This window comes from Mycobacterium gastri (assembly GCF_002102175.1).
Classification (GTDB): Bacteria; Actinomycetota; Actinomycetes; order Mycobacteriales; family Mycobacteriaceae; genus Mycobacterium; species Mycobacterium gastri.
Genome location: NZ_LQOX01000147.1, coordinates 112338 through 126410, shown reverse-complemented (window position 1 = coordinate 126410; position 14073 = coordinate 112338). Strand labels below are relative to the sequence as shown.

Here is a 14073-nt window from a genome sequence, read left to right as displayed (position 1 = left end):
GGTATTGTACGCGAATAGGGGGTTACCTATGCGAACATCCCCGTCACGTTGCCCTCGGTCGAGGCCATGGCCTGACCGGCTTCGCTGATCGTGCGCGAGAGGTTCTGCAGCGCGTTGTTCAGCTCCTGAGCGGTGGCGTCCCACTTCTGCTGGACGCCCTGGTAGGCCTCCGAACCGCTACCGCCCCAGGCCGCAGCCAGTTTGGTCAAAGACTGCTTGCCCTCGTCGAGAAGGGAATGAATGCTGGTGACATTCCCCTGAATTGCGCTGGCCGCGGCCTCGATGCCCGCGAAATTCCACTGCTGCTCTGTCATGTCCTATTGCTCCGTTTCTTTGTGGTAATTAGGGGGTCAGAAGCCCATTTGTGAGGACAGCGCCTGCTGCTGCTCCTCGTCGGCCTTCGAGTATTGGACGCCGGCCTGACGAATGTTCGTCGAAATTTCCTCGAGCTCCGCCTTTTGTTTGTTGGCCGCCTCTTGGAAGCGAACCACCGCGGCCTGGGCCGCCGCGCCCGCCGCACCACGCCATTGGGCCTGCAGCGAAGCAGCGGTTGACTCGACCTGGTCGATCTGGGTCTTCATGTCACCGGAGATCCGCTCGAAGTTACCTGCCTCCTGCGCGAGGGTAGCGGCATCGGTCTTCATCTCTGCCATGCTGGACTACTTTCTCTCTTTCTTTTCCTCGCCAAAATGTTGGCAAGTCTTCCGGCCCGGGTGGCCGGGAAGTCTGTTGTCTGAGGCGACGCTCACCAGTCGTCCTCGTCGTCCCAGTCGTCTTCGTCTGCGTCGTTGCGCTCCTGGGTGAGCGTGGCCGGTGCGGCCATCCCCGGTCGGGAAGAACCGCCGGCTTGTGCTCCTTGTCCCATCGCGCCGGCACCCACCGGGGCGGCTCCGCTGGTCGCCGACGACCCTGCAGCAGCGGCGGGTTGCACGGCCGGGCCGACAGGCTTGTCGAGCAGCTCGCTCATGAACGGCGTGCGGGCCATCGTCCCGCCGGCGCCCGGCAGCGCCTCCCCGCGCAACAAGCCCGCGCCCATACTGGCGCCGGATCCACCGGCCAACGGGTGGTTGGACAGTGGACTGGTGCCGACCAGGCCCATCTGCAGAGCATCGTCGTCGGCCTGATTGCTGCCGCCCATGCCGCCGGTCTGGCTGAAAAGCGAAGTCATCTGTTGCATCGGCTGGGTCAGCTGTTGCATGGGTCCGCTGGCCTCGGCGAGCTGTCCAGCCGTCGCCTGAAGCTGGCTGGAAGGTACGCCGGTGACCTGTGACGCCATATCGAAGACCGGGCTCGCCGCCATGCTCTGGCCGCTGATGCTCGGATCGAGGATCGCGGTCATTGGCTCGAGCTTGTCGAACAGCGTGTTAGCCAGGGTCTCGGCCTGGTAGACGTCCATCGCCAGGGCGGCCTGCATCCACATGCGGATGAAGTAGTCCATCTCGTTGAAGGCGATGGGCACGGTGTTGATGCCGAAGAAATTGGTCGCCACCAAAATTGCGGTGGTGATGTGGTTAGCCGCGATCTCGGCCAGCGACGGCGTGGTCGCCATCGCCTGCGTGTATGCGGCCGCCTGCGCCGTGGCCTGCAGACCCCGCGTCTTGGCCTGCGTTGAGGCGGTCTGCAGCCAGGTCACCATCGGCAGGGCAGCCGCAATGGCCTTGTCACTCCCCCCGCCGGTCCACGCTTCACCCAGCGAGTTCAACCGAGCGGTCAATTCGACGGCCTGAGCATCCAGGGCGGCCGCGAACGCCGCCCAGCCCGTGGCTGCGGCCAGCATCGGAGCCGGGCCCGCGCCGGCCATCAGCCGCGCGGTGTTCAGCTCCGGCGGCATTGCGTGCCACCACATGGCGATCACTCCTTCTGGTTGCGCTGTCTCTGTCGGTTGGTTGACCTGTTAGGCGATGACGCCGGCGGCGCCGTCGTCGACTTGCGAATAAGTCCGGGCGATGTCCTGGACCGCGTCTCCGGCCCGTTGCAGTTCGGCCTGGGCCGAGCTGTTGGAAGCCAGCATCTGCACGCCCGCGGAGGCGAACGCCGCGGCCGCCTGGGCCGAGACCTCGTCGGCGCCCGCGGGCACCAGCCCGGTCACCGACGTCACCGCCGTCGCACCAGCTGCCACACCACCGAGCGCGTTATCGCTCACATGCCCGCCAATGTCGGCAGCGGCGGCGGCGTGTGACATTTCATCCATTTGCCGACTTCTTCTCCTGGTATTTGCCGTCTAGCCGTTAAATCGTTTAGTTATAGCCGGAAGTAAACCCCGGCGAAGAGCACCGCGCTGGGCTCCGATTACCGCGGTCTCGGGACCTCCTCACCGCGATTGAAATAATCTTAACCGGGGGTTGGGGGTGCTGCGAACACTTCTTCTGGAGGCTCGATGTAAGGGGCCTGGATGACCTCTTTGCCATCCGGTGAGACCAGAAATGCCTGGCCAGGAGGCCGCCGCTTGACCTTGAACTCGCTCGACGGGAATTCCTGCTTCTCGCCGGAAAGGAACATTGTGGGGGCGCCCGACCCGAATGCGGCGCCCACGAACTTGTCCATGGTCGCCTTGTATGCCTGGCTCATCTGGCAGGTCACAATGATGTGCAGCCCGATATCTGTCGCTGCCGGCAATAACGGTGCCAGTGGTGCCATTGGGGGCATGCCGCCGGCGGCGCCCACAATCATGTGCCAATCGTCAACCAGGAGTACGACATCGAATCCGCTCCACCAGGAACGCGAGCGCAACTGCGCCGTCGTCAGGTTGGTGGGCGGCAACCGCTTCTTCAAGTTGACTGCCAGGGCCTTGACCGCCTCGTCCAGGCTTGCGCTGTTGCGGTTGATCGCGCCGGCGGAAAGCAGGTGGCTGTCGGGCACCGCGTCAAGCAGGCCCGAGCGGTAGTCCGCAAGCATGAACCGCACCTGATCGGGACTGTTGCGGGCACAGATCGCTTGGGCGATGGCGTGGGCAATGGTGGTTTTGCCGGACTTGGCCGCACCGAAGATCAACAGGTGCGGGTTCGAGTGCATGTGGGCGTGCGCCACCGACAGGTCCGTCTCGCGCAATCCGATCGGGATCTCCCAGCGAGTGCGGTAATCGGCCTCCGGTCCGGGCGGGTTCGGGTCGAGCTCGTACAGGTGAATCCGCTCGGGCAGGACCCGGACCGGCGGTGCCTGGTCGGTGTGCTGGGCCGCGATCTGCGCCACCCCGGCAGTCATCGCCTCCACCAGGTTCTCGGCGCTGTGCACGCCGTCCAACCTGGGCGCCCCGATCATCAAGTGGTGCTTTTCCATCGACACCGCCCGGCCGGGACGATTCGCCGGGATCTCGCGGGCAATCCGGTCGATCTGGGTTTCGTTGACGTCGCCGAGCCGGAACTCGATCTTGGTGCCCAGGTAGTCGCGGACGCGTGACTTCAGCTCCGTCCACCGGGGCGTCGAGATGATGACGTGCACACCGAACGACAGTCCCTGCGCGGCCAGATCCTGGACCTGCATTTCCAGGTCCGGAAACTCACTGACGAAGGCCGGCCACCCGTCGATGATCAGAAATACGTCACCATAAGGGTCGGCCGCGACGGGCTGGTTCGGATCGTCACGCAGCTGCCGGTACATGGCGATAGAGCCCACCCGGTTTTCCTTGAAGGTGGTTTCTCGTTGCCGCAGCACGGATTGCATCTCCGCGACCACCCGGGCGACCTTGTCGGGCTCGGAGCGGCTGGCCACCCCGCCGACGTGCGGCAGGTTTTCCAGATAGATCAGACCGCCGCCGCCTAGGTCGATGCAATAGAACTGGACATTGCGCGGGGAGTGGGTGGCAGCGGCCGACATCACCAGCGTCTGCAGCAGGGTGGATTTCCCGGTCTGCGGTGCGCCTCCGATACCGATGTTCCCGCCCGCTCCGGAAACGTCGACGCCCCAGACGTCCTGGAGGTGGCGGCGCGGTTCATCCATGATGCCCAGGGCGAAGCGCAGCGGTCGCCGCCGGTCGCGCGCGATGAGCTCGTTGAGCGGCGTCGGATCGGTCAGCGGCGGCAGCCACATCTTGTACGCCCGCGACTCGGCGGTGCTGAGTTGGTCCAGGATGACCTCGCGCAACGTCCTTGTCTCAGTATTGGTCATGACGTCAAGGCCTCCTCAAGCATCGGGGCCGCGGTGAACGGCCGGATTCGCAAGGCCTGCTTGGGAATCTGCGGACCAGCCTTACTGCCGTCGCCATTGGCGTCGACCCCCGCCGGCGGAACATATGGCCCACTGATATAGAACGTGCTGAACTTGACGGGGTCTTCCATGCCCACCCGCAGGAACCCGACACCGCTCTCTTTGTTGGTGATGTAGACCGCTTCCGGAGTGCCTATCACCGCCTTGGACTCATGAGAGCTGGTGGTGCGCAATGCGATTCGGTAGGTCAGGTTGGGTTCCAGCTTGTCGATGCGAACACCGCCGGTCTGCAGTGACTGGGTGGCCAGCAGCAGATGCACCCGCAGTGACCGACCCACCCGGCAGATCCGGTCGAACAGACCGATGAAGTCGGGATGACTTTGCAGCAACTCGGCGAACTCGTCCACGACGACGAAAAGCGTTGGCAGTGGCGGAAGATCGGCCCCGCGTTCCCGGTACTTCTCGTACTCGGCGACCCCGGAGAGGGCGCCGGACGCACCGACCTTTATCCCGGCCTGCCGCAGAATCGACTGCCGGCGGTCCAGTTCGCCGGTCAACACCTCGCCCATCCGGCTGACGAGCTCGGCTTCTTCGGCCATGTTGGTGATGACGGCGGCGGTGTGCGGCAGCTTTTCCATTCCCAGGAAGGTCGAGCCGCCCTTGAAGTCGGTGAGCAGCAGGTTGACCTGATCCGGGTGGGTCATGGCCACCAACGACAGGATCAGGGTGCGCAGAAACTCGGATTTCCCGGAACCGGTGGTGCCGATCAGCATGCCGTGCGGCCCGCCGCCGAACTCCGCACCCTCTTTGATATCGAGGTACATGACGTTGCCGGTCTTGAGTTCGTGACCGAAGGGAATCTTGAGCCGATCACGGTCGGTGTCGGTGTACATCCGCCAGCGCCCAGGGGTGATCTCCTCGACGGTCTTGGCGCCCACCAGCTGATGCCATTCGGTGGCGACCTTCTTCTGGACGCGCGACGTCTTGTCCAGGATGGTGCCCGTGATGGACCAGCCGGCCAGCTTGCGGGCGAGACGAGACGCTTCGTGCGGCGACATGCTGTCGGCGACCGAGGTCACCAGGCGAAACTGCTGGCCCGGCAGCCGGTCGTCAGCAGTCCCGTCCTCGGCGACCCGGATGCGGTAAGCCGAGCCGCGGTGGTTGCCCAGGGTGAGCACCGTGACACCGGCCCGGCCGTCGGGCGGGAATCCGGCCTTGCCGCCGGTGAGGTCCACCACGACGACGTAGGGGCCGGTGGGAAGCGTGTCGGGAGCGTGCGGCCCGCGCGCGGCCAGGTCGGCGAGACCATCCGGGCGGGTGAAGATCATCCGGACCGGCCCGCCGGCGTCGGAATCGGTCTGATGCTGAACGTGCGGCAACCATTTGAGCCAGGACCAATCGGGGTCCTCGGGATCATCGGTGAGGACCCGGATCTGCAACAAGTCCGGCGGATGGAACACCGCGAGATGGCAGATCATGGCCGTCAGCAACCGGTCGGCACCCGGCCGCGCGCCGCCGATCGCGATGGTGGGAAAGGTGCGCAACTGCAGCAGTTTCGGGCAGTCGTGGATCAGCCCGTGGGTGCGCAGGAACTTGACCACCCACATGTGGCTGACCGGCTCGAGGTACGGCTGCGGTGCCGCGGAGGCCGCAGCCAGCTCGCCGCCGACGGCCGGTTTCAACAATCGGTCCACCGCCGGCTGGTCGCCGATCCCGATCCGGGTGGCCGCGTAGAAGTCGCTGTTGGCGGGCCGGGACCACTGCCGCTGGGTACCGATGAGTGACAGCAGATCGTCGGGATGCGGGGCGTGGTAACCGAAGAACGCCACCTGTGAGGTGGCCGAGGACGTTACCCGTCCGCGGAGCCCGGCGAGATAACGCAGGTATTCCTTGCGGTCGGCGTTGATTTCCGGCACCTTCTTGCCGCCACCGCCGGTACCCCCGGCCAGGGAGCCGACCATCATCACGATCATCATCAGCGGCATCATCAGCATGTACGGCGACAACTGCCGTCCGCCGGCGAACATGATCGCGATCATGCCGAGCATGGCGCCACCCATCACGTAGGGCAGCACCTTCTGAACGCCCGAGGGCGGAATGTCGATACCGAGATCGTCGGGCGGGGTGAGGCTGATCTCGCCCGGTGTCAGCCGTGGGCCGCGAGTAATGGTCGGGGTGAATTTCTTCGTCGTCATCAGGGGACTCCGGGTGTTCCGGCGGGGACTTTTCGTGGATTGGGATCGGCGGGAAGCGTTTCGTGCTCTAACAGGGCGGCGTCTTTGGACAACACCGGCCCGTCAACCAGTAGCCGAACGACCTCCCAGGGCGCGGTTTTCGGGGAACCCAGACCCAGTGCTTTGGCGGAATCGGCATTCGGGACCCCGTAACGCACCCCTTCCGGATCGATGTAGTACATCGATTCGCCGTAGCGCGGATCAGGGGACTGCAACTGGACGAACTTGCCACCGTCGATATATACCGTTGCGGTGCCTTGGATCTGCTTGATACCGGTGTTCATGGCCGACGGTGGGATCGGTAGATGCCGTCCGGACAGAACCGTTGTCTTCGGCGCCTGATCTCCGGCTCTGCGTTCCCACATCCAGCACAGGGTGGGCTCGTCCGGCCTGGACATGATCTTGAGCTGCTCGGCGGGCAGCGGCGAGTCGTAAACGCGTTCGGGAATGCGCACGACCAGGCTCGGCACGACCGCGGGCGGTGCCACCAGTCCGTGCGACTGGGTCGCGCGCAGTGCCGCCGCCGTCGTCGCGTTCACCGCAGCGATGCCGTCGGGCAGCACCACGTAGTATTGCGGCCCCTTGTCGGTGTGGATCTGAAATACCGAGCCGATCACCAGATCATCAGGCAGCCCAAGGGTATTCGGTGTTCCCGCACCCGGTATGGGCGGCAGTTGCCAGGCGCCCATCGCGGGCAGCGCGTTGAACATGCCCTCCGACATCGGGACCGGCTGGGCGGTGACGGGGATCCCCATGGCTGAGGTGAGGGCCCGGTCGCTGAGATCGATCGAATGTCGGCCCTTGGCGGTGACAATCCAGGTCTGGCCCTGGTAGGTGGCCAGCGTTGCCTCGTTGGCCTGGATCGGGTTGATCGACGAATCGATCAGCAAGGGCATCACCAGGACCGACGTCTGAACTGCGGCGGACGCGGCGCCGGGCCGGACGACGGTGTCGCATAAGGTCCAGGTCGAGGTGGTGTCCCCGGAAACCGGTGTGGCGTAAGGGGCGCCGGGGATGCCGATCGTCTGACCCAATGGCATCTTGCTCAGTTCGGAGGACTTCACGGTGGCGGGGTTGGCCGGGTTTCCCAGCACCAGCCGGGCCGAGGTCAGGTTGTAGACGGGATGCAACTGTCCTGACACGATCACGTACAGCTGGTTGGTCGTCCGGTCGGTGAGAAGGCTGCTGGCGCCGAGCTTTCCCTGCGGTTTGAAGAAGGCCAACAGCCCGGCCCCGAGCAGGATCAAGACCGCGATGACGATGCCCAGCCCGACCGAACGGCTGTAGAACTGCAGCGGATCGTCGAACATGCGGGTGTCGCGCCGCACGATCGCGTGCTCGAGCCGGCGAAGCAGGAAGCGCCAGCCGCTGACCTGAACCTTGGTGGTGAGGCGAAGCCCCATGGTTCACTCTCTCATGTTGAGGTGCGCATGCACAGAGGCGATCGCCTCGGCCATGTCGGCGCCGTTGATCTCTTGCAGCCGGTCCACGTCCAGAGATTCGATGTCGATGCCCTGTGCCAGGCGCATGTCCCGGTATTGCTCGGCGGCTTCGACCAATTGCCGTGCGTAGCGGCCGTTTCCGGCGATATCGAGGGCCGGGCGGCCGCGCAACGTCCGCTCGTGCAGCATCTTGGCGGCCCGCAGGAACTCATCGGCGGCCTCGGTGCTCAGCATCGAGTCATTGGCGGTGGCAATGACTTTCGCGATCTCCAGGAGCTCTTCGGGGCTGTAGGTGTCGAACTCGATGCGGGTGGCGAAGCGGGACCTCAGGCCCTCGTTTGTCTCCAGCAGCCGATCGATGTCCGAACTGTAGCCGGCGATGATCACCACCAGCCGGTCACGGTCGTTTTCCATGCGGGCCAGCAGCGTGTCCATCGCTTCCTGCCCGAACGGGTCGGTGCGCCCATCCCGTTCCTGCACCAGCGCGTAGGCCTCGTCGATGAACAGCACGCCGCCCAGGGCTTGGTCGATCGTCTTGGCGGTCTTGACCGCCGACTGCCCCTCGTACTCGGCGACGAAGTCCTTGCGCGATGTCTCGACCAGCTTGGGTTCGGCGATGACACCTAACCCGGCCAGAATGTTGGCCACCACCCGCGCGATCGTGGTCTTGCCGGTACCGGGCGGCCCGGTGAAGATCATGTGCTTGCTGGGCTGGGCGACCTTCATGCCCTTGGCAGCGCGAACCCGGGCCATCATGGTCGCCGCGCGGTATCGCTCGATCTGTGTTTTGACGCGGGTGAGTCCGATTTGGCGGTCCAGCTCGGCCTGGGCTTCGGCCAGCAGCCGCTCGCGACCGGAGGTGTCGGTCACCACGCTGCCCGGATCCCACGGGTCGGAGCGGGAAGCGATCTGCTCGGCCGTGGTCGTCTTCAAACGATACGATGAATCCTTGAGCGCCGCGGACACTTTCGGACCCGGATGGGTGGTCTGCAACCATTCCAGCAGGGCCACCGCGGCGTCTTCGTTGCCCTGGGAGCGGCGCGCCATGGCCAGATACCACGCGATGGCGCGTGCGCACGCTTCACCGGCCGGCGAGTCGTTGGCTTCGGTGAGGCGGCGTTCGGCTTCGGTGAACAAGCCCAGGTTTGCCGCCGCCACACCGTGCGCCACACCGGCAGCCCCCGCCAAGAACTTGTCCGGCCATTTCGCGCCGCTCTTGACTTCGTCGATCACATCGGTCCAGCGCTCGGCGGCGCCGTAGATCACCGCTTTGAGCCACGACACCAGATGCTCGGACCCGGGGACCGCGCTGGCCTCGATGGCCTCCATGGCGTCAGCGTAATTGCCTTGGGCCGCTTCGGATGCGGCGAACCCCATGGTGATGGCCAGTGGCGATGCAACGGGGTAGGTGATGTCTCCGTACAGGCCGCCGATGGGGACTCTGGCGCCCAGGGTGCTCATCGAGATCTGCGCCGAACCCGCCAATCGGCCGAAGTTCCGGCGCGAATACCAGGCGCGGAACAGCGTCACCCGGTCGAGGTCACCGCATCTGATCCGGCCGACCCACGCATCGCAGGCCGACTCGTCGTCATTGGTGATTTCGGTGAACAGGTCCAGCGACCGCGCCTCTGACAACGGCAGCATGCCGACGGCACTTTCGAACAGACCGGCCAGGCGATCAGTCATGTATCACCGTTCGTTGTACCGAGAGGTGTAGTCGACCTCGTAGCGAGTGGCGAACACCTCGGCTTCGGCCGCGGCGGCTTCTTCGGGCGTCGGCAAATTCAGAGTCATTTCGACGAACTCGCGAAGCAGGGCATTCGCCTCCTCTCCGTCGCCCGTCAACTCATTCATGCTCTCCATCATGAAGGTGTGCTGGGCTGCCCGGGCCTTTTGCCGGGCCAGGTCGGCGATGACGAAGATCTCTTCGGCAAGCCCTGATTCGGTCATGCGCGAGGCCTTGTCGGTCACCGTGATCTTCTGGATGATGCCGCCCATCATCGCCGTGACCGACACGCTGCCCTGCGGGTTGGTCACCGTGAACAACTCGAGCTCGGACTCTTCTTCCTTCTCGGTCAACCCGTGCAGGGCGTCCAGGTCGGCTCCGGTGTCCGCCGGTTCGGGCGGCGCGTACTCATCGAGCGCGTCAAGTGAAGATTCCTCGGCGGCACCGGCGGTGAAATCCAGCGCGCCGAAATCGTCGCTGACGTAGTCGTTCCCGGGCAGGTCCACTATGGCTCCCTTTCTGACTCGTGACGGAGATTGAGCAGTCAGCCTCGGGCCGAGGCTTGGGTGTGATCCGAGGCGTGATCTAACCAGGAGCCCGCGGGAAGAAGTTCCACCAGGGCGTCCAGTGCGAGCTGTAGGTTCTGCTGCGTGCCCGGGAGGAAGCTGCCGTACAGTTCACCGCCGACGACGCGGGGAAGGGACACCAGCCTGCCGTGCGCTGAGTCCAGAACACCGGCGGCAGCTTTGGTGTGCGTCGTCGTGCCGCCGGGATGGCGTTGGCTGGCGACGATTTCCACCCAGCTGTCCGGATTGCTCACGATCTCGGTGTAGGTGCGGGCCGCGGTCGGGGCGAGGCCGTACCGGGTCAGCTGAGCCGCGGTGGTGCACTCGGCCAGCTCGCTCGCGAGGCCCGTCAGCGGTTCCACGCTCGCGGGTTCCGCGGTACCCAGCACGGCTGTCACCATGCCTGCCAGACGGACCTGAGGAGCCACCAGCTGTAGCACCAGCATGTCGCCATTGCGCACCGCGATAACATGGCGATCATCCTTGCGGCACACCACGAACCGCACCATGACGCCGCCGATGTCGCGACGCCACCAGCGAGCCTCGAGGGTCCGGTCGGACCGGCTCAGGGTGTCCACCATCGAGGCGACTGTCGGATGGGGATAGCCGTTGTGGTCCAGCACGCCTTGCGCAGTGAGGTCACGCCGCACCTGGTCCCAGACGACTTCCCGCAGGTCGTCTTGCGGGATGTTCGGCCGGATGCCCAGTGCCACTGGGAAATCGACCAGATGCAACCGGTCCGCGAGTACCAGCATGCCGTCGATGGTCACCTCGACGCCGACGACGTCGTCGACGAGGCCCGCGCGGCCGGCAGCGAGCGGACCGGTCATATCAACCGAAGATCTTGTCGATGACGCCGGCCAGACCTTGGTCGGAATTCAGGTAGGCCCCGGCCGCCGAGAGCAGATTGTTGGCCAGCCCGCTGGTGACCCCTTGCAGCCCAGTGCCGGTCTGGTTGCGGGTCGTTTCGAACTGTTGCAACGTGTTGTTGAATTTCGACGTGAACGAACCGTGGGTGATCTGGACGCGCTGGCTGATTCCGCTGGGGGCCGAGGTGGCCGATTTGAGTTGCCCGGCGATCTCGTTGTGCATACCCGCCAGTACCTTCAGGAAGGACGGTACGACGCCGAGTATTCCTGTCATGGGGTGGACCTTTCCTCTACGTTCTTCTTTTTACTCGTTATGGCTTTGGTGCGCTTGGCTTTGATACGGCAGGAGCATCAAACCAGCCCACTCGGCGCGGGCCTGGGCGGAGGAGCCTGCCGCTGCTGGCCGCCGGCGGCTCCGGCGTCGATCGGCGCGCGCTCGGCGCCGGCTCCAGCGGCCGCGCCTTCCTCGTCCTCTTCCCGCTTGTCGCTGACGAGGGTGGCCTGTTGCTGCTGGCCGCCCTGCTGGGCCTGCGAGGAGATCATCTGCGCCTGCTGACCGGCCATGCTGCCGAGCTGGCCCGGCCCGCCCCCGGCTCCCACGAGCTGCTGCAACTGACCCATCGTCGCCGTGAGCGAACTGACGTTGGGTAGTTGGCTAAACGACAGCAGGTCGGCGAAGCTGAGGCTGGGCAGGCCCGCGAAGCCGCCCAAGAAATCTGGCAGGGCGGCCAACTCCGTCCAGGTCGGCAACTTGCCGAGGTTGCCGATTCCCGGGATCAAGTCGCCCAGGCTAGGTAAGCCGGGGAACAAGTTGGGGATGCTGGGCAGCCCGGGCAGGCTCGGGAATCCGGGGATTGGCAAGCCGGGGAAGCCCGGCAGGCCGGGCAGGTTGGGCAAGCCGAAGTCGGGCAGGCCGGGCAAGTTGCCGAAGTCGGGCAGGCCCGGAATGGACGGCCACTCGAATTCGGGCAGGCCCGGAATCGGCAGGTTGAAGTCCGGTATACCCGGGACGGGCGGCCACTTGAAGTCCGGCAGGCCCGGGATGTCGGGCAGGCCCGGGATCGGGATGTCGGGCAGTTTCGGCGGCCAGAGGCCGTCGATGATGTCGGGGATGCTGGGAATGGGCAGACCAGGGAATTTGGGCAGGGTCGTGAACATCTCGATAAGCCGGCCGAGCAGGCCCTGCAGGTTGGTCATGTTCATCAGCGTCATGATCGTCAGGTACAGCAGTGCGCCGCCGACGACAGCCATCGCAATGCCGGACATCGGCAGTGCGAGTTCCCACGACCACAGCCAACCCAGCAGCGGAACCTTTTCCAGCACCTTGCAGGCCTTGTAGACGCCGTCGATCATCTTCTTCATCGCCCGCAGGACGTCGCGCGTGTTGGACACGTACTTGGCCTGGTTCGAAATCATGTTGCCGGTCAAAGAGTCGATGTCGCCCATCACCTTTGCGCGAAGTTGCTGCGCAATGTTCTGGTTCAAATAGGCGTCGGCGGCTTGGCCGATCCAGTTGGTACCCGGAATGGCGAGCCCCATCTTGTCGCTGATTTGCTTGAACAGCGTCGCGCCCGTGTTGAAGACATCACCTGGGTCGGGGATGCCCTCGCCGAGCAAGAGCAACTGGCCCCAAATGAAGTTACTGGTGTTCTTGCAAAGGTCGCTGCCCTTCATTTACGTCTTTCCTCACACTCGCTGATCCTGTGCACTGACTTTTGTGCATCTTTACACCGCACGTTGAGCTTAGCAGCGCTGTGGTGACGGTAGATGCACGAATTTTTTGGTGAGCCGGGCGATTTCGTGCGCGGCGCGTGACGCGACCGCACAGCCGGCCGACCGGGCGGCGGTGCCGTTCCCCGGACGATTGAACCTCGAGCGCTCCATTGTGTTGCGGCTCCCGGAGTCGACTCAATTGATTTGACGGATAAGCGTTTCGATTGCCTCGGCGGCTTCGGCCGGCAAAGCTTCCTCGGCTTCGGCGCGGACAATCATTTCTTCTGCCACTCCGGCTGCCTGTGCAGTTTCGGAAGCGGAAAGATTGGCCCGCCGGCGCGCGGCATATAAACGCTGCGCCAGCGTGGCTCCCGGGGCGGTGGCCCCCAGCGTCATCAATTTGTCGTGGTAACGGCGCACCGCGCCCAGTGCCTTGATCAGTTCGGGGGTAATACGACTGATGCGAGTCGCCTGTACGGCGATGGCCTCGAGCTGGCGCAAATCGGCGAGGATCGGCGCTGCGCGCTCGGTGAACTCGGGGTCCTCGGGCGGCGGTAACGCGGCGATGGCCAGGCTGCAGGTGTCGACGGCCGCCGCCACCGCCTGCGCGATCAACGACGCCGGGCCCTCGGCGGGCTGCGGCTCGGCATCTGCCTCGAAAGTCGGTATCGCCGGCTGATGCGCAGCTGGCTCGCCCTGGCGGATCCGGGCGATGGTCCCGGGCGCCCATTGCAGCACTTCCTCGAGCTTGGCCCGGGTCCGTTCCCGCGGCCAGCTACGGCCCTTCTCGAAGGCGATCAATGCGCCCGCATTGATGACCCCGTCGGCCGCGAGGCTGCGCTGACTGATGTCAAGCTCACGCCGTCGCGCCGCGGCGGCCGCACCGGCGCGGACCACGCCGGGATCGGGTTCGCTGGTCTGGCCATCCGACTGGTCCGCCGGTCGTTGTTCACGGCGCTGCTCTTCAGGCGAATTCGACGGCCTGACGACTTCGAACGTCAACGCCTTGCCTCCAGTGGGATCGCCGAACCGGACGATGGTCTTGTCGCTGACGGTCACAGATCCTTCGCGTCGTCCGTCGACGAACATACCGCTCGGGCTGTTGCCGAGGATGCGCCACGGTCCATCTTCGGACACTGCTCGCAGATGTGCCTGCGAAACGTCTGGATCATCAAACTGGACACCGGCCAGGGGTGGGCGACCGATGGCCACGACATCACGGTCGCGGGCGATCGCGTGCGACGGTTCGCCGCTGTGGGCGACCAGCAGAGCCGGCCCGACAGGTGATTCGGCGTTGGGCATCTGCGTCGCTCTCCTGGCTCGTCCTAGCTCGCGGGTACTGGGGTGGGCAGCAGGACAAGCCTTCCGCCGACGATCATC

General features: G+C 65.1%; 13 protein-coding genes. All 13 read right to left on the bottom strand.

What is annotated here, in order from left to right:
* Window positions 1–26: 26 nt before the first annotated feature.
* The 13 genes from esxA to espM all read right to left on the bottom strand — a co-directional run bounded on the left by esxA (window position 27) and on the right by espM (window position 13995).
* Window positions 27–314, bottom strand: coding sequence for a type VII secretion system ESX-1 WXG100 family target ESAT-6 (esxA, locus tag AWC07_RS24425; protein ID WP_023368930.1), 288 nt, complete (start codon window positions 312–314; stop codon window positions 27–29).
* A 36-nt stretch (window positions 315–350) separates the two neighbouring features.
* Entirely contained in the window at window positions 351–653 is a 303-nt protein-coding gene (locus AWC07_RS24420) for a WXG100 family type VII secretion target (protein WP_036416839.1), read from the bottom strand.
* 92 nt (window positions 654–745) lie between these two features.
* The gene (locus tag AWC07_RS24415; protein WP_036416844.1) at window positions 746–1846 is read right to left on the bottom strand and encodes a PPE family protein; all 1101 of its coding nucleotides are present in this window, start codon (window positions 1844–1846) and stop codon (window positions 746–748) included.
* Between the two features lie 48 nt (window positions 1847–1894).
* The gene (locus AWC07_RS24410; RefSeq protein WP_036416836.1) at window positions 1895–2191 is read right to left on the bottom strand and encodes a PE domain-containing protein; all 297 of its coding nucleotides are present in this window, start codon (window positions 2189–2191) and stop codon (window positions 1895–1897) included.
* A 140-nt stretch (window positions 2192–2331) separates the two neighbouring features.
* Complete coding sequence (gene eccCb / locus AWC07_RS24405) at window positions 2332–4104, bottom strand: type VII secretion protein EccCb (RefSeq protein ID WP_036416833.1); 1773 nt, start codon at window positions 4102–4104, stop codon at window positions 2332–2334.
* Window positions 4101–6338 (bottom strand): type VII secretion protein EccCa, encoded by a 2238-nt coding sequence (gene eccCa, locus AWC07_RS24400; RefSeq protein ID WP_036416831.1) that lies wholly within the window; start codon window positions 6336–6338, stop codon window positions 4101–4103. Before eccCa ends, eccCb begins: the two co-directional genes overlap by 4 nt.
* The gene (gene eccB / locus AWC07_RS24395) at window positions 6338–7780 is read right to left on the bottom strand and encodes a type VII secretion protein EccB (RefSeq protein WP_036416829.1); all 1443 of its coding nucleotides are present in this window, start codon (window positions 7778–7780) and stop codon (window positions 6338–6340) included. Before eccB ends, eccCa begins: the two co-directional genes overlap by 1 nt.
* Before the next feature lie 3 nt (window positions 7781–7783).
* Entirely contained in the window at window positions 7784–9505 is a 1722-nt protein-coding gene (gene eccA / locus AWC07_RS24390) for a type VII secretion AAA-ATPase EccA (RefSeq protein ID WP_036416827.1), read from the bottom strand.
* Window positions 9506–9508: 3 nt separating this feature from the next.
* A complete protein-coding gene (locus AWC07_RS24385; protein ID WP_036416825.1) occupies window positions 9509–10051 on the bottom strand; it encodes a secretion protein EspH in 543 nt (180 codons plus the stop codon).
* A gap of 38 nt (window positions 10052–10089) precedes the next feature.
* Window positions 10090–10941, bottom strand: a complete 852-nt coding sequence (locus tag AWC07_RS24380) for an ESX secretion-associated protein EspG (protein WP_036416823.1) — start codon at window positions 10939–10941, stop codon at window positions 10090–10092.
* A 1-nt stretch (window position 10942) separates the two neighbouring features.
* On the bottom strand, window positions 10943–11254 hold the full coding sequence (locus AWC07_RS24375) for an ESX-1 secretion-associated protein (protein WP_036416820.1): 312 nt from the start codon (window positions 11252–11254) through the stop codon (window positions 10943–10945).
* A 77-nt stretch (window positions 11255–11331) separates the two neighbouring features.
* Complete coding sequence (locus AWC07_RS24370) at window positions 11332–12654, bottom strand: EspA/EspE family type VII secretion system effector (RefSeq protein ID WP_085105266.1); 1323 nt, start codon at window positions 12652–12654, stop codon at window positions 11332–11334.
* Between the two features lie 234 nt (window positions 12655–12888).
* The gene (gene espM / locus AWC07_RS24365; protein WP_036415903.1) at window positions 12889–13995 is read right to left on the bottom strand and encodes an ESX-1 type VII secretion system transcriptional regulator EspM; all 1107 of its coding nucleotides are present in this window, start codon (window positions 13993–13995) and stop codon (window positions 12889–12891) included.
* Between the last annotated feature and the right edge of the window lie 78 nt (window positions 13996–14073).

Coding starts and splice junctions, on each gene's coding strand:
- espM (WP_036415903.1), bottom strand. CDS start 13,995: ATGCCCAACGCCGAATCACCTGTCGGGCCGGCTCTGCTGGTCGCCCAC.
- AWC07_RS24380 (WP_036416823.1), bottom strand. CDS start 10,941: ATGACCGGTCCGCTCGCTGCCGGCCGCGCGGGCCTCGTCGACGACGTC.
- AWC07_RS24420 (WP_036416839.1), bottom strand. CDS start 653: ATGGCAGAGATGAAGACCGATGCCGCTACCCTCGCGCAGGAGGCAGGT.
- eccB (WP_036416829.1), bottom strand. CDS start 7,780: ATGGGGCTTCGCCTCACCACCAAGGTTCAGGTCAGCGGCTGGCGCTTC.
- eccCb (WP_036416833.1), bottom strand. CDS start 4,104: ATGACCAATACTGAGACAAGGACGTTGCGCGAGGTCATCCTGGACCAA.
- AWC07_RS24370 (WP_085105266.1), bottom strand. CDS start 12,654: ATGAAGGGCAGCGACCTTTGCAAGAACACCAGTAACTTCATTTGGGGC.
- AWC07_RS24375 (WP_036416820.1), bottom strand. CDS start 11,254: ATGACAGGAATACTCGGCGTCGTACCGTCCTTCCTGAAGGTACTGGCG.
- esxA (WP_023368930.1), bottom strand. CDS start 314: ATGACAGAGCAGCAGTGGAATTTCGCGGGCATCGAGGCCGCGGCCAGC.
- eccCa (WP_036416831.1), bottom strand. CDS start 6,338: ATGACGACGAAGAAATTCACCCCGACCATTACTCGCGGCCCACGGCTG.
- AWC07_RS24410 (WP_036416836.1), bottom strand. CDS start 2,191: ATGGATGAAATGTCACACGCCGCCGCCGCTGCCGACATTGGCGGGCAT.
- eccA (WP_036416827.1), bottom strand. CDS start 9,505: ATGACTGATCGCCTGGCCGGTCTGTTCGAAAGTGCCGTCGGCATGCTG.
- AWC07_RS24415 (WP_036416844.1), bottom strand. CDS start 1,846: ATGTGGTGGCACGCAATGCCGCCGGAGCTGAACACCGCGCGGCTGATG.